Genomic DNA, 20,323 nt, shown 5'->3' with positions numbered 1-20,323 from the left:
GAACCAAAGGTGACCTACTGTGAAATATGCGCTATCGGCAAACCATTTCGGGGACCACGCATTCCTTTGCGGGGCTGGTCGACGTGATGGCGAAGGCAAGTCCGTTGCGCTCCGGTGACCAGCTGGCCGGTTGCGCGGCCGGATCGGACGCCGAGCGGGCCGCCGCGGCGTGGGTGCTCGCCGACATACCCCTGGCGACGTTCCTCAACGACGTCGTCGTGCCGTATGAGACCGACGAGGTCACCCGGCTCATCATCGACAGCCACGACCGCGAGGCATTCCGCCCGATCGCACACTTGACCGTGGGGGGTTTCCGCGACTGGCTGCTGGAGGCGGCATCCCGAGACGACAGTGCGGGGCGCATCGCCGCCATCGCCCCTGGGCTCATCCCGGAAATGGTTGCGGCGGTGTCGAAGATCATGCGCAACCAGGACCTGATCCTGGTGGCCGCCGCCGCGACGGCCACCGCCGCTTTTCGAACCACGATCGGATTGCCGGGCACGCTCGCCACCCGCCTGCAGCCCAACCACCCCACCGATGACCCCCGCGGGATAGCCGCGGCGGTGCTCGACGGCCTGCTGATGGGCTGCGGTGACGCGGTGATCGGCATCAACCCCGCGACCGATTCGCCGCACGCGACGTCGGACCTGTTGCACCTGCTCGACGACATTCGCCAGCGGTTCGCGATTCCTGTGCAGTCGTGCGTGCTGTGCCATGTCACGACGACGATGGAACTGATCGACCGGGGCGCGCCCGTCGACTTGGTTTTCCAGTCGATCGCGGGCACCGAGGGCGCCAATGCCGGCTTCGGCACCTCCATCGCGATGTTGACGGAGGCCAATGAGGCCGCCCGGTCGCTGCACCGCGGCACCGCCGGCGACAACGTCATGTATCTGGAGACGGGTCAGGGTTCGGCGCTGTCGGCCGGGGCTCACCTCGGCGTGGGAAACAAACCGGTCGACCAGCAGACGCTGGAGGCGCGGGCCTACGCGGTGGCTCGGGCGCTGCAGCCGCTGTTGATCGACACCGTGGTCGGGTTCATCGGACCGGAGTACCTCTACGACGGCAAGCAGATCATCCGCGCCGGGCTGGAAGACAACTTCTGCGGGAAGGTGCTGGGCCTGCCGATGGGCGTCGACGTCTGCTACACGAACCACGCCGAAGCCGACCAGGACGATATGGACACGCTGCTGACCCTGCTGGGCGCGGCGGGTACCGCGTTCGTCATCGCCGTTCCCGGCGCCGACGACATCATGCTCGGGTACCAGAGTCTGTCGTTTCACGACGCGTTGTACGTGCGAAAAGCGTTGGGACTGCGGCCCGCACCCGAATTCGAAGCCTGGTTGGCCGGCCTCGGTATGGTCGACGCCGACGGCCGGATCCTTCCCGTCGACCTCGCGACGTCTCCACTGCGCGCGCTGGCGGCCGGTTGATGGGCGACATCTGGGCGCCACTGCGGGCCACCACGCAGGCCCGCATCGGGCTCGGGCGTGCCGGGAACTCGTTGCCGACCCGGCGCGTGCTGGAGTTCCAGGCCGCGCACGCGGCGGCGCGTGATGCCGTTCACGACCCACTCGACGTCGACCGCCTCGTCCAGCGGCTGCGCGAGATCGGCATCGACGAGCCGCTTCGGGTGAGCAGCCAGGCGACGTCGCGCAGCGAGTACCTGCGCCGGCCCGATCTCGGTCGCAGCCCCGCGGACTTGTCGAGATTGCCAAAGACCAAGGCGGACATTGGTTTTGTGCTCGCCGACGGGTTGTCGCCACGTGCCCTGATCGACCACGCCACCGGCATGGTCGACGCGCTGATTCGCGAATTCGACGGCCGCTACCGCATTGCCCCGCTGGTGATCGCCACTCAGGCGCGCGTAGCGCTCGGGGACCACATTGGTGAAGCCCTCGGCGTCACAACGGTTCTCGTGCTCATCGGCGAACGGCCCGGGCTCTCCGTCGCCGACAGCCTGGGTATCTACTTGACACATCGCCCGGCGCCGGGGCGCACCGATGCGGACCGCAACTGCATCTCGAACATTCATCCGCCCGACGGCCTCGACTACGCCACGGCGGCGGCCGTCGCTGCGGCGCTCGTCGCCGGGGCCCGCGCGCTCGGCCATTCGGGCATCGCCCTCAAGGACACGACCCGCCACAGTTCAGCCGAGATTGGCTGCCGCGGTGTGTAATTCATGCAGCGCCTGGCATGCCATGGCGCCCAGGTCTTGGTCCGCGCCGGGTTCGGCCCAGCGCGCGTAAGCCGTCTTGAACGCCAGGGCACCCAGCTCCGCCGCCAATACCGCGGTCGGCTCGGGTACGCCGCGGGATTGCAGCGCTTCGACCATCGCCAAGGCCAGCCCAATCTGCTTGAGCGCATTGCGTTCCTGAAGCTCGACGCTGGCAGCGATCGCGGCCTTGAGCCGGGGGGCGAGTTCCCGGTTGAACGACGTGAACGCTGCCGCTGCCGACTTCAAGCCGGAGCACACAGCGCTCAGCGGTGTCGCGTCGGCGGGCGCTGCGCCGATGCCCTCGCGGAGCAGTTTCGCGATGGCGTCTTGGCCAGCCGCCAGCACGTCACGCTTGTCCGGGAAGTGCCGAAAGAACGTGCTCTTGGTCAGGCCCGCGCGCTCGGCGATCTGCGCAACCGTCGTCTCGTCGTATCCGCGTTCGCTGAACAGGTCCAGCGCCGCGGCGACCAAGCGTTCGCGTGCGTCCGGTTCCCAACGAGCCATGACCCCACCCTAGTGATGCGACCATTATCCCGTCACTGCTGTACGGTGATGGGACCATAGTCGCATCACATGAACGGAGCTGCTCGTGCGCGTATTCGTCACCGGCGCCAGCGGAGGAATCGGCTCGGCCGTCGTCTCGAAACTGATCGCCGCCGGTCATCAGGTCGTGGGCTTGGCCCGATCCGATGCCTCGGCCGCGACCATCACCGGACTCGGCGCTGAGCCGCTGGGCGGGGACATCACCGACCTCGCCGTCCTGCAGCAGGCGGCCCGCGACACCGACGGCGTCGTCTACCTGGCGTTCTCGCACGACTTCAGCGCTGTCGGGGACGCCGTCGGAGACGAAGCCCGTGCGGTCGCCGCACTCGGCGACGCGCTGGTCGGCACCGGCAAGCCGCTCGTGCTGGCCAACGGCACCCCGGTGGTGGCCGGACGCCCGAGCACCGAAGATGATCCCTTCACCGTCGAGGGTCCGGTGGCCGGACGCGGTCGCACTGGCCAGGCTGTCATCGATCTGGCCGAGCGCGGTGTCCGGTCCGCCGTGGTCCGGCTGCCGCGGTCGGTCCATGACGCCGGGGGCCGCTACGGCTTCTCCAGTCTGTTGATCCAAGCCGCACGGCAGCGCGGCGTATCGGCCTACGTCGGCGACGGTGCGCAACGCTGGCCCGCCGTGCACCGAGACGATGCGGCGTCGTTGTTCCGGCTTGCCCTCGAAGATGCCCCGCCGGGCTCGGTGTTGCACGCGGTGGGTGACGAAGGAGACCCCATGCGGGTGATCGCCGAAGTGATCGGCCGCCGGCTCGGTGTTCGGGTCGAATCCGCGTCCGCCGAGATGTTCGGCCCGCTGGGCACCATATTCGCTGTCGACCAGCCCGCTTCCAGCGCACTGACCCGTCAGCGGTTCGGTTGGCAGCCAACACATCCGACACTGCTCGAGGATTTGGAGACCGGCGACTACCCCGAGTAAGCGCCCATTCGGGCGGGGCGTCGGCCGTGCGTCCTTGGCTCTGACTGTGCGCTGGCGGTTTTGAGTGTGCATCGGAGGCCGGGCTCGGTCGGCGTGTCGACGCACACTCAACGCCGTGGGCTCATACTCGACGCCTCCGGTGGAGAGGATGGGCGCCTCACACTCGACGCGGTACCTAGGGTCGACCCGCTACCAGGCGCGGCTGAGGTCGCCGTGCTGCCGGATCCAGGCATGCATCGCGATCCCTGCGGCGACACCGGCGTTGATGCTGCGAGTCGAGCCGAATTGGGCGATCGACACCGTGAGCGAGGCCCCGAGCCGGGTGTCGTCGGTGATGCCCGGCCCTTCTTGACCGAACACCAACAGGCACCGGCGCGGCAGCGAAATTTCCTCCAGGCGCGCGGCCCCGGGGACGTTGTCCACCGCGACGACGCTCAATCCGGCTGCCGTCGCGAAATCCATCAACTCGGCGCTGCTGTCGTGATGGCACAGCCGTTGATAGCGATCAGTCACCATGGCGCCGCGGCGATTCCAGCGACGCCGGCCGATGATGTGCACGGTGTCCACCGCGAAGGCGTTGGCGGTGCGCACGACCGAACCGATATTGGCGTCGTAGCCGAAGTTCTCGATCGCGATGTGCAGCGGGTGCCGGCGTTGGTCGATGTCGGCGATGATCGCTTCCCGGGTCCAATACCGGTAGGAGTCGACGACATTGCGAGTATCGCCGTCGCGCAACAGAATTGGGTCGTACCGCGGATCGTCGGGCGGATCGCCCTCCCAGGGCCCGACGCCGGTCGGCGATACTCCCCATTCGGTGGGCCCGGGTTCACTCATCGCTGCGTCCAGACACCCGCGTGGGTGCCGACGATCGCCACCGTCGCATACAGCAACGCCTGGTTGATTTCGCCCTGGGTGCACAACGACGCCGAGACGTGCACCGCGTCCAGCGAGGCGTCGGGCAGGATGAGCACCGACGACCCGTACACCGCACAGGCCGGGTTCAGGCCGCGGCCGGGCACGGTCGGCGACGCGAGCAGCATCATCGGGCCGCCGCGGCGGGCGGAGTCGTCGCGGTAGCGGGCCGCGATGGATTCGGTCTGCAGCCCCAACAACATGTAGCCGTTGCCGGTGAAGGCACCCGGATCACCGAGCTGCTCCTTGGTCACCGGGGTTCCGTCGGCACGCCAGGCCGTCAGGCTGGTGGTCTGGACTACCAGGCCGGTGTCGTTGACGTTGGTCGGCATCAGCCCCAGCGGGAACGCCGCCGGATAAGCGGCGGAGGTATCGGCGATGCGGTCCCGCGGCGAATAGGTGTACACGCCGCGCACCTGACTGCGGTCCTTCAGCGGGCCCAGGCACACGGTCCCGGTCAGCCGGTCGGGGGGCGCCGACAGGGGCGACCGGATGTCACGCACCGTGGCCATCGCGTTGTCGCAGCTGCCCAATCCGGTGGACTCCATCGGGTGGGCGACTGCGCCGTAGAGCCCGAACCGGATGTCCTCGGGTTTGGCGTGCGGTGCCTTCGGGTCCGTCGGTGAGGCGTCGACGTCGATCAACACGTAGTCGCCGTCCCACCGCAGGTTCGACACCGACATGTTCCAGCCCAGCAGTGCCAGCGATTCGCCCAGTCGCGCGCCCTGTGCGCCGTAGGGCTGCACGGCGTGGTTGGACCCTGAGCAGCCCGTCAGGCAGACGGCCAAACAGGCTGCTATCGCAAGGAAAGTGCGCACCGCGGTGACGGGCCCTAGCCCAGCCCCAGATCGGCCAGGCCCAGCACGCTGCGGTACAGCAGTCCCTCCGCCTGGATGGCCTCCGCGGCGCCGGTGGCACGGTCCACCACGGTGGCCACGCCGACCACTTCGGCGCCCGCGTCCTGGACGGCGTGCACCGCCGTCAGCGCCGAGCCGCCGGTGGTGCTGGTGTCCTCGACCACCAGCACACGTTGACTCGTTACCTCGGACCCCTCGATAAGACGTTGCAGGCCATGGGCTTTCGCCGACTTGCGCACCACGAACGCGTCGATCGGGCGGCCGGGCGCATGCATGATGGCGGTCGCGACCGGATCGGCGCCCAGGGTCAGCCCGCCGACGACCGCGTACTCCCAGTCCGCGGTGAGTTCGCGCATCAGGATGCCGATCAGTGCGGAGGCCCGGTGGTGCAGGGTGGCGCGACGCAGGTCGACGTAGTAGTCGGCTTCCTTGCCCGAGGACAGCGTGACCCGGCCGTGAACCACCGACAGACGGCGTACCAGCTCGGCCAGTTCCGCACGGTCAGATTCGGCCACGGCCTTAAGCACCCTTTATTTGTCTACCGTTGCAGCACAACAGATTTCAGTGGAGGTAATTGCTGGCCTGCTGGCCGTTGCGCCCGGTGGACGGCGGCGGGCGCCGGATGGCTTCGGTGCGGCCCTCGTCGCGGCGGCCCGGCTCCGGGGCGCGGCGGTTGGCCTGAACATCAGAGCCGAGCAGCCCGGACACATCCTGAGCCGAGCGCCGCGGCGGCAGCTCCGCCCGCCCGGCCGGGGCCAACGGACGGCTCGGTGCCGCGTTGCGAAGTCCTGCGGGCTCGTCGCTTTCGGCAGGCACCGGCGGCAACACCCGCAACAGGTCGTTGAACTGACGCACCGTCCGCAGACCCTCGTCCCACTGGGCGCGAGTGCTGGAGACGGGCAGGGCGACCAGCGTCCAGTTCTGCTCGTTCCACATGATCTCCGCGCTATCCGGCGCGGTGTGCGCGAAGGTGACCATCCGCCGGTCGCAGGCCCGACGGGCCGCGTCCAGGTTAGTCGAGTACACCATCCGCGGGCCGATCGCACCCAGCAGCCAGATGTCACTCTCGCGGGGCTCTTTGAGTCCCTTGAGCCGCAGGTCGACCACGACGTTGGTACCCACCTTGCGGTGCAACGCGATCACCGTGGCGACTTCCTCGAGATCGAAGATGTACACCGCCTCGCCGCGGATTTGCCCCAGCACGACGTTGTGGGCGGAGACGTCTCCCACCGTCGACATCACGCCGCGCTTCCAGCGCTTGAGAATGTCGGTCGATTCGCGCTCGAAGTCGAAACCGTGCGAGCGGGCCCACGATTTACGCCTCCTGCTGCGTCCCCGCCGTCGATCGATGTCGACGTACAGCAACACCACCGCGCCGACGAAGCACAGCGCGGAGAGCGTGAACCATAGGGGGACCATCCTAAGTAGCGTATCTGCTATGGGACCGGAACCAAGAATGCGACCTGGTCACAACCACATTAAGGTTTGCTGGGCCGCGTAGGGTTCCGTCCATGGTCTACGAGGGCTACCAGCTGATACGCGTCGCCGCCGCCAACGGCGTTTGCCGGGCGACGATCGACAACCCCCCGATCAACCTGCTGGACGTGCCACTGCTGAACGAAATCGGCCGGCTGGCGCGCGAGGTCGCGGCCGACGACGAGGTACGCGTGCTGGTCGTCGACTCGGCCGACCCGGAATTCTTCATTGCCCACGCCGACGTCGGGCTGATCCTGGACCTCCCCGCCTTGACAACTGGAGCAGACGTCGCGCTGCACGACGAACTGACGCCGTTCCACGCGACGACGGAGTTGATCCGCACCCTGCCGAAGGCCACGATCGCGGTCATCGAGGGCGTCTGCCGCGGTGGCGGCTGCGAGTTCGCGATGGCGTTCGACATGCGGTTTGCCGCGCTCGGCTCGACGGTCCTGAGTCATCCGGAGTTGGCGGTCGGGATCATCCCCGGCGGTGGCGGCACCCAGCGGCTGCCCCGGCTCATCGGCCGGGCGCGGGCACTGGAAGTCATCCTCGGCTGCATGGACATCGACGCCGCGACAGCCGAAGCCTGGGGATATGTGAACCGCGCGCTGCCGGCCGATAAGCTCCGGCGATTTGTCGACAAGCTCGCCGCACGCATCGCGTCGTCGCACGCGGTAGCCATCGCGAACGCGAAGCGTGCGGTAGACGCCGCTGCCGAAGGCGACGTGGCGACCGGCCTGCGCATCGAGGATCAGCTGTTTCGCGAGACCCTCGCGCAGCCGCGCGCACGCCAACTGATCCAGGCAGTGATCGACGCCGGCGCCCAGACCCGTGACTTCGAGTTGGGCGACCGGCGTCGATAGAACTGCCTTGAATGGTGACGACCCGCAAGCGGGAGGTGCCCGGCTACGCCGTGCTCGCGATGGCCACTAGCCCAGGATCAGCGCGTCCCCGTCGGGACCGACATTCACGGGAATCGTGTCGCCGTCGTGCACCTCGCCCGCCAGCAGCATCTTGGCCAACTGGTCGCCGATGGCCTGCTGCACCAGCCTGCGCAACGGCCGGGCGCCGTAGACCGGGTCGAATCCTCGCTGCGCCAGCCACTGCTTGGCCGGCAGCGACACCTCGAGCTGCAGCCGCCGCTGCGCCAACCGCTTCTGCAGCTGGGCCAGCTGGATGTCGACGATCGCCACCAGCTCGCCGGGCTCGAGGCCGTGGAAAATGATCACGTCGTCGAGCCGGTTGATGAACTCCGGCTTGAACGCCGAGCGCACCGCGGCCATCACCTGCTCCTCGCTGCCGCCTGAACCGAGGTTGGACGTCAGGACCAGGATGGTGTTGCGGAAGTCGACGGTGCGGCCCTGGCCGTCGGTGAGGCGGCCCTCGTCGAGCACCTGCAGCAGCACGTCGAACACGTCCGGGTGCGCCTTTTCGATCTCGTCGAACAAGATCACCGTGTAGGGCCGCCGGCGCACCGCCTCGGTCAGCTGACCGCCCTGGTCGTAGCCGATGTAGCCGGGCGGGGCGCCGACCAGCCGGGCCACCGAGTGCTTCTCGCCGTATTCGCTCATGTCGATGCGAACCATCGCGCGTTCGTCGTCGAACAGGAACTCCGCCAGCGCCTTGGCCAGCTCGGTCTTGCCGACACCGGTCGGCCCCAGGAACATGAACGAGCCCGTCGGCCGGTTGGGGTCGGCGACTCCGGCGCGAGAACGCCGTACGGCGTCCGAAACCGCTGCCACCGCCTTCTTCTGCCCGATGACACGCTTGCCCAGTTCGTCTTCCATCCGCAGCAGCTTGGCCGTCTCGCCTTCGAGCATCCGCCCGGCGGGGATACCCGTCCACGCCGACACCACGTCGGCGATGTCGTCGGGACCGACCTCCTCCTTGAGCATGACGTTCTCTCGAGCCTCGGCCTGCGGGAGTGCGGCGTCGAGCTTCTTCTCGACCTCGGGGATGCGCCCGTAGCGCAGCTCGGCTGCCTTGGCCAGGTCACCGTCGCGTTCGGCGCGCTCGGACTCCCCGCGCAGTGTGTCCAGCTGTTCCTTGAGTTCGCGGACGATGTCGATGGCGTTCTTCTCGTTTTGCCACCGGGTGGTCAGTTCGGCCAGCTTCTCCTTCTGGTCGGCCAGCTCGGAACGCAACTTCTCCAGCCGTTCCTTGGACGCCGCGTCTTCTTCCTTCTCCAGCGCCATCTCCTCGATCTCGAGCCGGCGCACCAGGCGCTCGACCTCGTCGATCTCGACGGGCCGGGAGTCGATCTCCATCTTCAGCCGGCTGGCGGCCTCGTCGACCAGGTCGATGGCCTTGTCCGGCAGGAACCGGGCGGTGATGTAGCGGTCGGACAGGGTGGCCGCGGCCACCAGCGCGGAGTCGGTGATGCGCACCCCGTGGTGCACTTCGTAGCGATCCTTCAGCCCGCGCAGGATGCCGACGGTGTCCTCCACCGACGGTTCGCCGACCAGCACCTGCTGGAAGCGGCGTTCCAGCGCGGCGTCCTTCTCGATGTACTTGCGGTACTCGTCGAGGGTGGTGGCGCCGACCAGCCGCAGCTCGCCGCGAGCCAGCATCGGCTTGATCATGTTGCCGGCGTCCATCGCGCCCTCGCCGGTCGCGCCGGCACCGACGATGGTGTGCAGCTCGTCGATGAAGGTGATGATCTGCCCGGCGGAGTTCTTGATGTCGTCGAGCACGGCCTTGAGCCGCTCCTCGAACTCGCCGCGGTACTTCGCGCCGGCCACCATCGACCCCATGTCCAGGCTGACGACGGTCTTGTCGCGCAGGCTCTCCGGGACGTCGCCCGCCACGATGCGCTGGGCCAGGCCCTCGACGATCGCGGTCTTGCCGACGCCGGGCTCACCGATCAGCACGGGGTTGTTCTTGGTGCGACGAGAAAGTACCTGCACGACGCGGCGAATCTCGTTGTCCCGCCCGATAACCGGGTCGAGTTTGCCCTCGCGGGCGCGCTCGGTCAGGTCGGTGGAGTACTTCTCCAGCGCCTGATAGGTGGCCTCGGGATCGGCGCTGGTGACGCGGGCGCTGCCGCGCACCTTGACGAACGCCTCTCGCAACGCCTGCGGGGAGGCACCGTGGCCGGTGAGCAGTTTGGCGACGTCGGAGTCGCCGGTGGCCAGGCCCACCAACAGGTGTTCGGTGGAGACGTATTCGTCGTCCATCTCGGTGGCCAGCTGCTGGGCCGTGGTGATCGCGGCCAGCGATTCGCGGGACAGCTGCGGTTGCGAGCTGGAGCCGCTGGCCTGGGGCAGCCGTTCGAGCAGGTGCTCGGCTTCGCTGCGAATGGTCGAGGGCTCGACGCCGACAGCCTCCAGCAGCGGCGCGGCGATCCCGTCGTTCTGTGTCAGCAGCGCCAACAGCAGATGAGCGGGCCTGATCTCAGGGTTACCGGCCGCACTGGCCGCCTGTAAGGCTGACGTCAGAGCCGCTTGCGTCTTGGTTGTCGGGTTAAAGGAGTCCACTCCGCCCTCCATCGTGGGTCTAAAAGGGGTATGCAAAATGCTTGTCGCGTTGTTCAACGCCGTCAAGGTTGAGTCTGTTCCGCTCAAGTTTAGATTTTGTGGAGGAATTTTTCCAGCATGGGCACCGTCTACTCCGGCCTCGCTCCGCCGCCGCGCAGAATTCCGGTGGCTTTCCGGATCGCCGAGGCGCTGCCAATGCGCTGGCGCTATGTCTGGACGCTCTTCATCGTCGCGGTCGCACCGATCGCGCTGTGGCTCCGAGTACCCCTGGCCTTCGCCGCGACGGCGACATTCACCCTCGCCGGGATCTACGCAGCACACCTGTACGGCGCGCGTACCCGGATCGGATTGCTGAGGTGGGGCCGGGTCGCGTCCGTGACGAGCACCGAAACACTCTCGCGCGCAGCGCGGTTCAACGCCCGTCTTCCGATGGCACGCGGATGGAGGGTCACCCGGCAGCGCTACAGCGGCCCGAACACCAGGACGAAGGTGTCCTACACGCTCGACGGCCATCCGGGAGACCTCGTGGTGCGTGGGCGGGAATACGTCGACGGAGTGATCCTGGCCGACGAGCGCAATCCGGCGCGGGCCCGCGGCGTGACCGCGTTCGCCTACGACCTCGACCGCGACCAGAGCGGCAACTGGGTCGGCACGCTGCGCCCGCGCCTACGAGTGGGGATGGCCTCCTGGCTGGTCATCGTGATCGGGTGGCTGGTGCTGGCCGGTTTGGCAGCCACCGGAATGCGCACCAACCTCGCCGGCGAGAGCCCGTCCGCGAATGTGCCGGACGCCGGCACGTTGCAGGTCAGCGGAAGCGGCACGAAAAAGACCATCCCGTGCAACGGCGGCTATCTCTCGGTGAGCGGCGTGGACAACATCGTCACCGTCACCGGCCACTGCACCAGCGTCAGCGTCGCCGGCAAGGGAAATCGCGTCACCGTCGACAGCATGGATGCGGTCAGCATCTCGGGCACCGGCAACGTCGTCACCTATCACTGGGGCTCGCCGGAGGTCGCCAACGCCGGAACCTCGAACGCCGTTCGACAGCGTTGACGAGGGCGATGTCTGCCTGGGCGAGCTTAGAATCGGCCTCCGTGGGCTTAGACGACTCCGATGCGCTGCGGGTGCTGCGCGACGCTCTCGCCCCGGACGACTCGGGCGCCGGTGGCGAACTCGTCCACCGCTTCTACACCCACTGGTTCGCCCTCGACGTCTCGGTCCGCGACCTGTTCCCACCCGAAATGGACGCTCAGCGAGCCGCTTTCGGTCACGCGCTGCACTGGGTCTACGGCGAGCTGGTGGCGCAGCGTGCCCAGGAGCCGGTGGCCTTTCTTGCTCAGCTCGGCCGGGATCATCGCAAATACGGTGTGCTGCCAAGCCATTACGAGTCGTTGCGGCGCGCGCTGTATGCGACGCTGCGCGCCCAGTTGGACCAACAAAGCCCGGGGGCCTGGACCGACGCCGTCGAAGAGGCGGCCGGTCAATCGCTGAATCTGATCACCGGGGTGATGAGCGGTGCCGCAGATGCCGAAGAGGGACCCGCCTGGTGGGACGGCAGCGTCATCGAACACCACCGCGTCTCCCGCGACCTCGCGGTCGTCCGGCTGCGGCTGGACCGGCCGATGCATTATCACCCCGGTCAGTACGTCAACGTCCAGGTCCCGCAGTGCCCGCTACGCTGGCGATTCCTCAGCCCCGCCATCCCGGTCGATCCCGACGGAGGCATCGAGTTTCACGTCCGCCAGGTTCCTGGCGGCCTGGTCAGCACCGCAATCGTCAACGAAAGCCGACCGGGCGACCGCTGGCGGTTATCCAGCCCGCACGGCGGCCTGCAGGTCGACCGCACCGGCGCCGACGTCCTGATGGTGGCCGGCAGCACGGGTTTGGCACCGCTGCGGGCGCTGATCATGGACCTGTCCCGCTACGCGGAAAACCCGCGGGTGCATCTGTTCTTCGGCGCGCGCTACCGCTGCGAGCTCTACGATCTGCCCACGCTGTGGCAGGTCGCTTCGCACAACCCCTGGCTGTCGGTGTCGCCGGTGTCGGAATACAACGGCGACCCCGCATGGGCCGCCGACTACCCGGACGTCACGCCGCCGCGGGGCCTGCACGTACACCAAATCGGGCGGCTGCCTGACGTGGTGACGAAATACGGCGGCTGGGGCGACCGGCAGATCCTGATCTGCGGCGGGCCCGCGATGGTCCGCGCCACCAAGGATGCGCTGATTGCCAAAGGTGCCCCGCCGGAGCATATTCAGCACGACCCGTTCTCGCGCTAAGCCCGGTTACTACAGCTAGGCTGGCCGCGTGCATGTCGTGACCCTGCGCGACCCGTCGTCGTCGTTGGCCGCCCAATTCGTGCCAGACGCGGGCATGATCGGCACCTCGCTCACCGTCTCCGGAGTGGAATTGCTCGGCCAGCGCCGCGGACTGGATGCCTACCTCGAAGCCGGCAAGACGATGGGGATACCGATTCTGTATCCCTGGGCAAATCGGTTGGGCAGCAACACTTATACGGCCGAAAATGTGACCGTCGAGTTGACGCCGGGTGAAAACGGGGTACGGACAGACCCGAACGGGCTGCCCATCCACGGCACTCTCGCCGCTTATCCGGGCTGGCGGGTGGTGGCCGAGTCGGCCAACGAGCTGACCGCCGAAGTGGACTTCGGTGCCGAGCCGCGGCTGCTGGCCAGCTTCCCGTATCCCCATCTGCTGACGGTGTCGGTGCGGCTGGCCGACCGGACGTTGACGGTGCGCACCACCGTCACCGCGACCGGCGACATCGCGGTCCCGCTGTGCTTCGGCTTTCATCCTTACCTACAGGTGCCGGACGCGGCGCGGCGCGAGTGGATCCTCGAGACGCCGCCGCTGCGGCATTTGAGCCTCGACGAACGAGGACTGCCGACCGGCGAGGCTTCCGAGCAGCCGGCCACGAAAGAGACTTTGGGCGACAACACTTTTGACGATGCCTACGACCGCGTGGACGACGGAGCGGTGTTCGCGGTGTCCGGCGGCGGACGCCGCCTGGAAGTGCACTTCGAACAAGGGTATTCAGCGACCCAGATCTTCGCGCCGCCCGGCGAGGACGTGGTCTGCTTCGAGCCGATGACCGCTCCGACCGATGCGCTGAGCCGCGGCGGCTACCCATCCGCGCCCCCCGGTGAGCCGGCGGTCGCGGTGTTCTCCATCCGGGCCTAACGGACGGCATCCATGCATCCCGAGATCGCGCAGATGATCCAGCACTGGGACTCGGTGATAGCTCTTCTCGACGCGCAAGTTCAGCGGATGCGCACCGAGGCGTTCGCGGTCAGCGACGAGAGCGGCACCGTCGAGGCGACCGTCAACGGACAGCTGCGCCTGACCGATCTGCGTATCGATCCCCGGATCCTCGGACTCGGCGCCCGGGAGGTGAGCGGGCGGATCAACGAAGCACTCGGCGCGGCAGCAGAATTCACGAACGAATGCATCGAGGCGGAGGTCGGTGAACTGGAGGACGAGGTCGTCGAGGCCTTGGTAAAGCTGCGGAACTTACCGCCGGCGAAGTAGGGCCTCAGGCCACCCAGATCCGTCGCTCCTGCCGGTGGGCGGACGGCGCATCCAGCTCCGGATTGCCGTCGGCGCGGAGCGTGTAGGGAAATATCAGTCCGATGGCCACGTCAACTCGCGCACCGACTATCCGCAAGCGGTCCCGATCGTCGTCGACTGGCTGCAAAATCTCGATGAACGCGTACCGCCCGATGAAGACCGCCGAGCGTGGCGGACTGGGCTGATACGCAATTTGATCACCAAGCACGCCAAGGGAAACCGTGCCGCGGTCGATGTTCTGTTTCACCAATTCGAAATTGAACCGCCGCTGAGCAACCTGGAACTCGAGGCCGCCGGTTTTGCGCTGGCCGAAGTCGCGGACCGCTCCGACTTCCCGCGAGTGGCCGCCCTGATCCGCTCCGAGCGAGATTTCCCGACCAAGTCGGTACTGGTCGAATGGCTAGGCAAATTCAAAACAGAAGAAGCGAAAGAGCTTGCTGTTAGCCAACTTCCGAATCCCGCAACGCGGATCCCGGCCATGCGTGCCCTGGTGCGACAGAAGGCCACCGGGGTGCGTGACGCGGTCGCCGTGTACCTCGACAAAGAACACGAAGTCTTCCGCAAGGAAGCACGTAAGACCCTCGACAAACTCCCCGAGGACTAACGGCCCTTACGCGGCTGCCACACCACCAGCGCGGTGCTCTTGGGCACCACCGCGACATCGCGGCGCTGGTTGGCGCGCAGCACGGCGATCTCCTCGGCCATTTCCTTCAGCCGAGATTGCAACGCCTCGACCTGGTTGGTCAGCTCGATGATGCGCTTGATGCCGGCGAGATTGACGCCCTCGTCTTGCGAGAGCCGCTGCACCTCGCGCAGCAGATCCACGTCGTGCTGCGAATAACGCCGCCCACCACCGGAAGTGCGGCTCGGGATGACCAGCCCTAGGCGATCGTAGGTGCGCAAGGTCTGCGCATGCATACCGGCCAGCTCGGCCGCGACCGAGATCAAGAAGGTCCGGGCCTCTTCTCGCTTAGAGTTTTTCGGCATCAGCGATTACCCGCCCATCCCGCCCGGGGATTGAAACCGCTGGCGCGCTCAGCCTCCGCATACGCCTCCAGCGCCTCCTGAGCAGCGCCCTCCAGGTTCGGCGGCACAGCGACTTTCACGGTGACCAGCAAGTCGCCGCTGCCGCCGCTGCGCTTGGGCACACCGCGTCCACGCACCCGCAGGATGCGTCCGTCGGTGGTGCCTTTAGGCACCCGGACGCCAACCTTCCCGTCCAGCGTGGGCACTGAAAGTGTTGAGCCCAAAGCTAATTCGCTGAAGCTGACCGGAACGGTCACGGTGAGGTCGTCGCCGTCGCGGCTGAAGACCTTGTCCGGCCGGACATGCACCGTCACGTACAGGTCACCCGACGGCGCTCCGCGCAACCCTGCCTCGCCCTGCCCGGGCAGCCGAATCCGTTGTCCGTCTTCGACTCCGGGCGGGATCCGCACGTTGATGGTGCGGGTGCGGGTGGTGACGCCGGTGCCTTTGCATTCGTCGCAGGGGTGCTCGATGATCGATCCGCTGCCCCGGCAGTCGGTGCACGGTTCGGAGAATCCGAATGCCCCCTGGTTGCTGCTGACCACGCCGGCGCCGTTACAGGTGGGACACACCTTCGGGCTGGTGCCCGGACGCGCCCCGCTGCCATGGCAATTCGTGCATGGCGCCGGGCTGGTCAGCCGCAATGGCATCGCGACGCCTTGGGCGGCCTCGACGAAGTCCAGCTCGGTCTCGGTTTCCAGGTCGTTGCCGCGTCGGGGCCGGCTGGGACGGGCACTTGCTCCGCGTCCGAACAAGCCGCCGAAGAGGTCACCGATGTTGGTGCCCCCGCTACGGCCCGCGGCGTCGAACAGATCGTTCAGATTGAACTCTGCGCCGTCGCCACCTACGTTGAAGCCACCGAAGCCACCGGTGTCAAACCTTCGACCGCCAAGACCACCGCCGGCGAAGAGCCGACGGGTTTCGTCGTACTCCTTGCGCTTAGCGGCATCCGACAGCACGTTGTGTGCTTCTGACACCGCTTTGAACCGCTCACCCGCGGCGGGGTTGTCGGGGTTCGCATCCGGGTGCAGATCGCGCGCCAACTTGCGATAGGCGCGCTTGATCTCTTCGGGGCTGGCGTCGGAGGAGACGCCAAGCTCCTTATAGAAGTCCTTTTCGACCCATTCACGCTGGGCCATGTCGCGTCACCCCCTTTCACCTTTCTCGTTGTTGTCCTGATTCTGTGCCTTATTCACCGGAGGTGTCGGCGTTATCGTCCGTGTTGGCCGGTCCGGTGTTGGCGGGCTCGGGTGCGGCAGCGGCTCCGCTGTCAGCCGGAACGGTGTCGACGACGCCGACCAGAGCGTGACGCAGCACGTTTTCGCCCAGTTTGTAGCCCTGCCGCATGACAGTGCCGATCACCGGCCGGGACCCGTCGCCTTCGTGCTGCACGGCCTCGTGCAGTACCGGGTCGAAGTCCTCACCCTCCTCGCCGAACGCCGTCAAGCCGAGCCCGGTCAGCGCGCTGTCCAGCTTGTCGGCAACCGACTTCAGCGGACCCGATTCCAGATCACCGTGCTTGCGCGCGCGATCGAGATCGTCGAGCACGCCCAGCAATTGGCTGACGACGGTGGCCTTGGCCCGATCCGCCGCGGCCTGCTGGTCGCGCAGCGCCCGCTTGCGGTAGTTCGCGAAGTCGGCTTGCACCCGCTGCAGATCGGCGGTCAGCTCGGCAACCTTGTCGTCGGCGCCTTGCTCGGTCCCGGAACCTGCCGGGGCGGTCCCTCCCGGCACCCCACCTTGTGGGGGTCCGGGAGGGACGTTCCGTACTTCTCCGGTCTCGGGATCAATCCGCCGCTTGTCGGTCACAGTCACCTGTTCCTGCGGATTGCCATCCCGTTGTTGATTTCCTTGAGTCACTTGGACTCCCGGTCGTCGTCGACCACCTCCGCGTCCACGACATCATCAGCGGAGCCGGATGAGCCGCCGGACTCGGGGCCACCGGCCTGCGGGCCGGCCGCCTGAGTGGCTTCGTAGATCGCCTGACCCAACGCCTGAGACTCCTGGCCCAGCTTCTCCATCGCCGACTTGATCGCGGCGATGTCGGTGCCGCCCAGCGCCGACTTGGCGTCGGCGATCGCAGCGTCGACCTTGGACAGCGTGTCTTCGGGAACCTGCGACCCGCCCTCGGCTTCGCGCTGCTCCTTGACGAACTTCTCCGTCTGGTAGACCAGCGATTCGGCCTGGTTGCGAACGTCCGCCTCCTCGCGGCGGTTACGGTCCTCCTCGGCGTGCGCCTCGGCGTCCTTGATCATCCGGTCGATCTCCTCCTTGGACAGGCCGGAGCCCTCCTGGATTTTGATCGTGTTCTCCTTGCCGGTGCCCTTGTCCTTGGCCGTGACGTGCACGATGCCATTGGCGTCGATGTCGAAGGTGACCTCGATCTGGGGCACGCCGCGCGGAGCCGGCGGGATGCCGGTGAGTTCGAAGGAACCGAGCAGCTTGTTGTGCGAAGCGATTTCGCGCTCACCCTGGTAGACCTGGATCTGCACCGACGGCTGGTTGTCATCGGCCGTGGTGAAGGTCTCCGACCGCTTGGTCGGGATCGTGGTGTTGCGCTCGATCAGCTTGGTCATCACGCCGCCCTTGGTCTCGATACCCAAGCTCAGCGGTGTGACATCAAGCAGCAGAACGTCTTTCACCTCACCCTTCAGGACACCCGCCTGCAGGGCGGCGCCGACGGCCACGACTTCGTCGGGGTTGACGCCCTTGTTGGGCTCCTTGCCTCCGGTGAGCTCCTTGACCAAGTCGGTCACCGCGGGCATGCGGGTGGAACCACCGACCAGCACCACGTGGTCGATCTCGGACACCGAGATACCGGCGTCCTTGATGACCGACTGGAACGGCTGACGCGTGCGGTCGAGCAGATCCTGTGTGATGCGCTGGAATTCGGCGCGCGTCAGCTGCTCGTCGAGGAACAACGGGTTCTTGTCCGCGTCGACGGTGATGTAAGGCAGGTTGATCGACGTGCTCTGGCTCGAGCTCAGCTCGATCTTGGCCTTCTCGGCGGCCTCACGCAGCCGCTGCATCGCCATCTTGTCCTTGGTCAGGTCAATTCCGCTGGTGCCCTTGAACTTGTCGACGAGCCACTCGACGACACGGTCATCCCAGTCATCCCCACCGAGGTGGTTGTCACCACTGGTGGCGCGGACCTCGACCACACCCTCGCCGATCTCGAGCAGCGAGACGTCGAAGGTGCCGCCGCCGAGGTCGAAGACCAGGATGGTCTGCTCCTTCTCGCCCTTGTCCAGGCCGTAGGCCAGTGCCGCCGCGGTCGGCTCGTTGACGATCCGCAGCACGTTCAGGCCGGCAATCTGGCCGGCTTCCTTGGTCGCCTGACGCTGGGCGTCGTTGAAGTAGGCGGGTACGGTGACGACCGCGTCGGCGACGTCCTCGCCCAGATACGCTTCGGCGTCTCGCTTCAACTTCATCAGCACGCGGGCGCTGATCTCCTGAGCGGTGTATTTCTTGTCATCGATCTCGATGGACCAGTCCGTGCCCATGTGCCGCTTGACCGAACGGATGGTGCGGTCGACGTTGGTGACCGCCTGGTTCTTGGCGGGCTGACCGACGAGCACTTCACCGTTGCGCGCGAAGGCGACAATGGACGGCGTGGTGCGTGAGCCCTCGGAGTTGGCGACGACGACGGGGTCGCCACCTTCCAGGACTGCGACGACGGAGTTGGTGGTCCCGAGGTCGATACCGACCGCACGAGCCATAGTGATTCCTCCTGATTGAGTAGAGCTTCTTTGGTGCCACTATGCTGAGTGAACCCCGCTCAAGCCTGCCCCTGAGGGCCTCGGCCTGTCAACCCAGTATTGAGTCTGGGTCACTCAACTTGTCGATTATGCTAACGATCGGTGCCGGCAGGTTGTTCCCGGCGGCCTCACGATTTTTCAGACGGTCATCGTCGGCCCCGCCACCAGGCAAGACGGCGCCACCACCACAACTCGCCATGTCGTTGAAATGACGTTCTCGTTAATTAGACGTGCGTAGATCTACTAAGCAGTACCGTCTGGATGTCTTGCACATCTGTCCCAGTTCCTCCACGAGAAGGGCGAAGCACCATGACTGCTCCGCGGGCCGTCGTTGCGCTTCGCGCAACCCCATACTGTTGTTCCCACCTGCGATGAAATCCGGCCGTTCGGCATCGCGCTCTGCGTGGTGGCACGAGTGGGCCGCGCCCCTGTGGATCGGCTGTAACTTCACCGCCTGGACCCGCCTGCTGGTCCGCAACCACTTCGCCGTGCACTGGAGCCGCTGGCACTACGTGGTGCTCTACACGGTCCTCAGCGTGGTCAACTCTTTTCTGGGGATGTGGCAGAGGGTGGTGTTCGGGAAGCGAGTCGCCAACACGGCGATCGCCGATGCGCCGATCTTCATCGTCGGACACTGGCGTACCGGCACCACCATGCTGCACGAGATGCTAGTCCTCGACGATCGCCACACCGGTCCCACGACTTACGAATGCATTGCCCCGCACCACTTTCTGCTGACCCAGCGGTTTGCCCGATTCGCCGAATTTCTGACGTCGAAGCACCGCGCCATGGACAACATGGACATGAGCATGGCGCATCCGCAGGAGGACGAGTTCGCCTGGTGCATGCTTGGCCTGCCCTCGCCGTACCTGACCATCGCGTTCCCGAACCGGCCGACCCAGGACGAGCAGTATCTGGATATGGACAAGCTGACCTCGCGAGAATTGGAGACGTGGAAGCAGACCCTCTTCCGTTTCGTTCAGCAGGTTTACTACCGTCGTCACAAGGCAGTGGTGCTGAAGAGTCCGACACATAGTTTCCGGATCAAGGTGCTGCTGGAGATATTTCCGCAGGCGAAGTTCATCCACATCGTCCGGGATCCGTACGTCGTATATCCGTCGACCGTCAACCTTTTCAAATCGTTCTCCCTTGTCCACGGCCTGCAACGGCCGACCTTCCAGGGATTGAACGAGAACGTGCTGTCCACCTACCTCGACCTGTATCGAAAGCTGGACGAGGGGCGAGAACTCGTTGACCCGTCAAGGTTTTACGAATTGCGCTACGAGGATCTCATCGGCGATCCCGAGGAGCAGCTGCGCAAGATGTACGAGCACTTGGACCTGGGCGACTTCGAGCGATACCTGCCGCGGCTGCGGAGATACCTTGGCGACAAGGTGGCCTACCGGACGAACAGCTACGAAATGACGATCGAGCAGCGCGCGCTCGTCACGGAGCGCTGGGCCGAGGTCATCGATCGCTACGGTTACGGGACCGCGGCCCAGGATGCGCTGTTCGAGCGCGAGAAGGCTGCCGCCGCAGGGTAA

Annotated in this window: 20 protein-coding genes; 10 read left to right on the top strand and 10 right to left on the bottom strand. The window is 66.5% G+C overall.

The features are described 5' to 3' along the window. The first annotated feature begins 26 nt into the window (after positions 1–26). Both OK015_RS04775 and eutC read left to right on the top strand, forming a co-directional pair. Complete coding sequence (locus tag OK015_RS04775) at positions 27–1,433, top strand: ethanolamine ammonia-lyase subunit EutB (protein WP_268129648.1); 1,407 nt, start codon at positions 27–29, stop codon at positions 1,431–1,433. Then, positions 1,433–2,179 (top strand): ethanolamine ammonia-lyase subunit EutC, encoded by a 747-nt coding sequence (gene eutC, locus OK015_RS04770; RefSeq protein ID WP_268132447.1) that lies wholly within the window; start codon positions 1,433–1,435, stop codon positions 2,177–2,179. The genes OK015_RS04775 and eutC overlap by 1 nt, the downstream gene beginning before the upstream one ends. On the opposite strand, the gene OK015_RS04765 is transcribed toward eutC, so the two are convergent. Beyond that, positions 2,150–2,722, bottom strand: a complete 573-nt coding sequence (locus OK015_RS04765) for a TetR/AcrR family transcriptional regulator (protein ID WP_268129646.1) — start codon at positions 2,720–2,722, stop codon at positions 2,150–2,152. The genes eutC and OK015_RS04765 overlap by 30 nt on opposite strands. 85 nt (positions 2,723–2,807) lie before the next feature. Here OK015_RS04765 and OK015_RS04760 point away from each other — a divergent pair, with 85 nt between their 5' ends. After that, positions 2,808–3,689, top strand: a complete 882-nt coding sequence (locus tag OK015_RS04760) for an SDR family oxidoreductase (protein WP_268129645.1) — start codon at positions 2,808–2,810, stop codon at positions 3,687–3,689. 189 nt (positions 3,690–3,878) lie between these two features. Here OK015_RS04760 and OK015_RS04755 read toward each other — a convergent pair whose 3' ends face one another. The 4 genes from OK015_RS04755 to ttfA are packed head-to-tail and all read right to left on the bottom strand — an operon-like array spanning position 3,879 to position 6,877. Further along, entirely contained in the window at positions 3,879–4,523 is a 645-nt protein-coding gene (locus tag OK015_RS04755; RefSeq protein ID WP_268129644.1) for a TrmH family RNA methyltransferase, read from the bottom strand. Beyond that, the gene (locus OK015_RS04750; RefSeq protein ID WP_268129643.1) at positions 4,520–5,419 is read right to left on the bottom strand and encodes a hypothetical protein; all 900 of its coding nucleotides are present in this window, start codon (positions 5,417–5,419) and stop codon (positions 4,520–4,522) included. The genes OK015_RS04755 and OK015_RS04750 overlap by 4 nt, the downstream gene beginning before the upstream one ends. A 14-nt stretch (positions 5,420–5,433) precedes the next feature. Continuing rightward, positions 5,434–5,973, bottom strand: coding sequence for an orotate phosphoribosyltransferase (gene pyrE, locus OK015_RS04745; protein WP_268129642.1), 540 nt, complete (start codon positions 5,971–5,973; stop codon positions 5,434–5,436). A gap of 46 nt (positions 5,974–6,019) precedes the next feature. Continuing rightward, positions 6,020–6,877: a trehalose monomycolate transport factor TtfA gene (gene ttfA, locus OK015_RS04740; protein ID WP_268129641.1), complete on the bottom strand. Its 858-nt coding sequence runs from the start codon at positions 6,875–6,877 to the stop codon at positions 6,020–6,022. 92 nt (positions 6,878–6,969) lie between these two features. On the opposite strand from ttfA, the gene OK015_RS04735 reads away from it, so the two are divergent. Next, positions 6,970–7,797, top strand: coding sequence for an enoyl-CoA hydratase/isomerase family protein (locus OK015_RS04735; protein WP_268129640.1), 828 nt, complete (start codon positions 6,970–6,972; stop codon positions 7,795–7,797). Positions 7,798–7,863: 66 nt separating this feature from the next. Here OK015_RS04735 and clpB read toward each other — a convergent pair whose 3' ends face one another. Beyond that, entirely contained in the window at positions 7,864–10,410 is a 2,547-nt protein-coding gene (gene clpB / locus OK015_RS04730; RefSeq protein ID WP_268129638.1) for an ATP-dependent chaperone ClpB, read from the bottom strand. Between the two features lie 117 nt (positions 10,411–10,527). Here clpB and OK015_RS29205 point away from each other — a divergent pair, with 117 nt between their 5' ends. The 5 genes from OK015_RS29205 to OK015_RS04705 are packed head-to-tail and all read left to right on the top strand — an operon-like array spanning position 10,528 to position 14,599. Next, positions 10,528–11,463, top strand: a complete 936-nt coding sequence (locus tag OK015_RS29205; RefSeq protein WP_268129636.1) for a DUF3060 domain-containing protein — start codon at positions 10,528–10,530, stop codon at positions 11,461–11,463. 41 nt (positions 11,464–11,504) lie between these two features. Continuing rightward, entirely contained in the window at positions 11,505–12,689 is a 1,185-nt protein-coding gene (locus tag OK015_RS04720; RefSeq protein ID WP_268129634.1) for an FAD-binding oxidoreductase, read from the top strand. A 28-nt stretch (positions 12,690–12,717) separates the two neighbouring features. Beyond that, entirely contained in the window at positions 12,718–13,608 is an 891-nt protein-coding gene (locus OK015_RS04715; RefSeq protein WP_268129632.1) for an aldose 1-epimerase, read from the top strand. A 12-nt stretch (positions 13,609–13,620) separates the two neighbouring features. Continuing rightward, entirely contained in the window at positions 13,621–13,956 is a 336-nt protein-coding gene (locus OK015_RS04710) for a YbaB/EbfC family nucleoid-associated protein (RefSeq protein ID WP_268129631.1), read from the top strand. Positions 13,957–13,990: 34 nt separating this feature from the next. After that, positions 13,991–14,599 (top strand): hypothetical protein, encoded by a 609-nt coding sequence (locus tag OK015_RS04705; RefSeq protein ID WP_268129630.1) that lies wholly within the window; start codon positions 13,991–13,993, stop codon positions 14,597–14,599. On the opposite strand, the gene OK015_RS04700 is transcribed toward OK015_RS04705, so the two are convergent. Genes OK015_RS04700 through dnaK form a run of 4 tightly spaced genes read right to left on the bottom strand, consistent with a single transcriptional unit; the run spans position 14,596 to position 18,740 of the window. Next, complete coding sequence (locus OK015_RS04700; RefSeq protein WP_268129628.1) at positions 14,596–14,982, bottom strand: heat shock protein transcriptional repressor HspR; 387 nt, start codon at positions 14,980–14,982, stop codon at positions 14,596–14,598. The two genes, OK015_RS04705 and OK015_RS04700, sit on opposite strands and share 4 nt — an antisense overlap. After that, positions 14,982–16,160 (bottom strand): molecular chaperone DnaJ, encoded by a 1,179-nt coding sequence (gene dnaJ / locus OK015_RS04695; RefSeq protein ID WP_268129627.1) that lies wholly within the window; start codon positions 16,158–16,160, stop codon positions 14,982–14,984. Before dnaJ ends, OK015_RS04700 begins: the two co-directional genes overlap by 1 nt. 49 nt (positions 16,161–16,209) lie before the next feature. Then, positions 16,210–16,881, bottom strand: coding sequence for a nucleotide exchange factor GrpE (gene grpE / locus OK015_RS04690; protein ID WP_268129625.1), 672 nt, complete (start codon positions 16,879–16,881; stop codon positions 16,210–16,212). After that, positions 16,878–18,740 (bottom strand): molecular chaperone DnaK, encoded by a 1,863-nt coding sequence (gene dnaK, locus OK015_RS04685; RefSeq protein WP_268129624.1) that lies wholly within the window; start codon positions 18,738–18,740, stop codon positions 16,878–16,880. Before dnaK ends, grpE begins: the two co-directional genes overlap by 4 nt. 410 nt (positions 18,741–19,150) lie before the next feature. Here dnaK and OK015_RS04680 point away from each other — a divergent pair, with 410 nt between their 5' ends. After that, positions 19,151–20,323, top strand: a complete 1,173-nt coding sequence (locus tag OK015_RS04680; RefSeq protein WP_268129622.1) for a sulfotransferase family protein — start codon at positions 19,151–19,153, stop codon at positions 20,321–20,323.

The organism is Mycobacterium sp. Aquia_216 (assembly GCF_026723865.1).
In the GTDB taxonomy this organism is placed as follows: Bacteria; Actinomycetota; Actinomycetes; order Mycobacteriales; family Mycobacteriaceae; genus Mycobacterium.
The sequence above is the reverse complement of the archived record's forward strand: the minus strand, read 5'-3'. Positions and strand labels throughout refer to the sequence as shown.

Coding starts and splice junctions, on each gene's coding strand:
- OK015_RS04775 (WP_268129648.1), top strand. CDS start 27: ATGCGCTATCGGCAAACCATTTCGGGGACCACGCATTCCTTTGCGGGG.
- eutC (WP_268132447.1), top strand. CDS start 1,433: ATGGGCGACATCTGGGCGCCACTGCGGGCCACCACGCAGGCCCGCATC.
- OK015_RS04765 (WP_268129646.1), bottom strand. CDS start 2,722: ATGGCTCGTTGGGAACCGGACGCACGCGAACGCTTGGTCGCCGCGGCG.
- OK015_RS04755 (WP_268129644.1), bottom strand. CDS start 4,523: ATGAGTGAACCCGGGCCCACCGAATGGGGAGTATCGCCGACCGGCGTC.
- ttfA (WP_268129641.1), bottom strand. CDS start 6,877: ATGGTCCCCCTATGGTTCACGCTCTCCGCGCTGTGCTTCGTCGGCGCG.
- OK015_RS04735 (WP_268129640.1), top strand. CDS start 6,970: ATGGTCTACGAGGGCTACCAGCTGATACGCGTCGCCGCCGCCAACGGC.
- OK015_RS29205 (WP_268129636.1), top strand. CDS start 10,528: ATGGGCACCGTCTACTCCGGCCTCGCTCCGCCGCCGCGCAGAATTCCG.
- OK015_RS04710 (WP_268129631.1), top strand. CDS start 13,621: ATGCATCCCGAGATCGCGCAGATGATCCAGCACTGGGACTCGGTGATA.
- OK015_RS04700 (WP_268129628.1), bottom strand. CDS start 14,982: ATGCCGAAAAACTCTAAGCGAGAAGAGGCCCGGACCTTCTTGATCTCG.
- dnaJ (WP_268129627.1), bottom strand. CDS start 16,160: ATGGCCCAGCGTGAATGGGTCGAAAAGGACTTCTATAAGGAGCTTGGC.
- dnaK (WP_268129624.1), bottom strand. CDS start 18,740: ATGGCTCGTGCGGTCGGTATCGACCTCGGGACCACCAACTCCGTCGTC.
- OK015_RS04680 (WP_268129622.1), top strand. CDS start 19,151: ATGAAATCCGGCCGTTCGGCATCGCGCTCTGCGTGGTGGCACGAGTGG.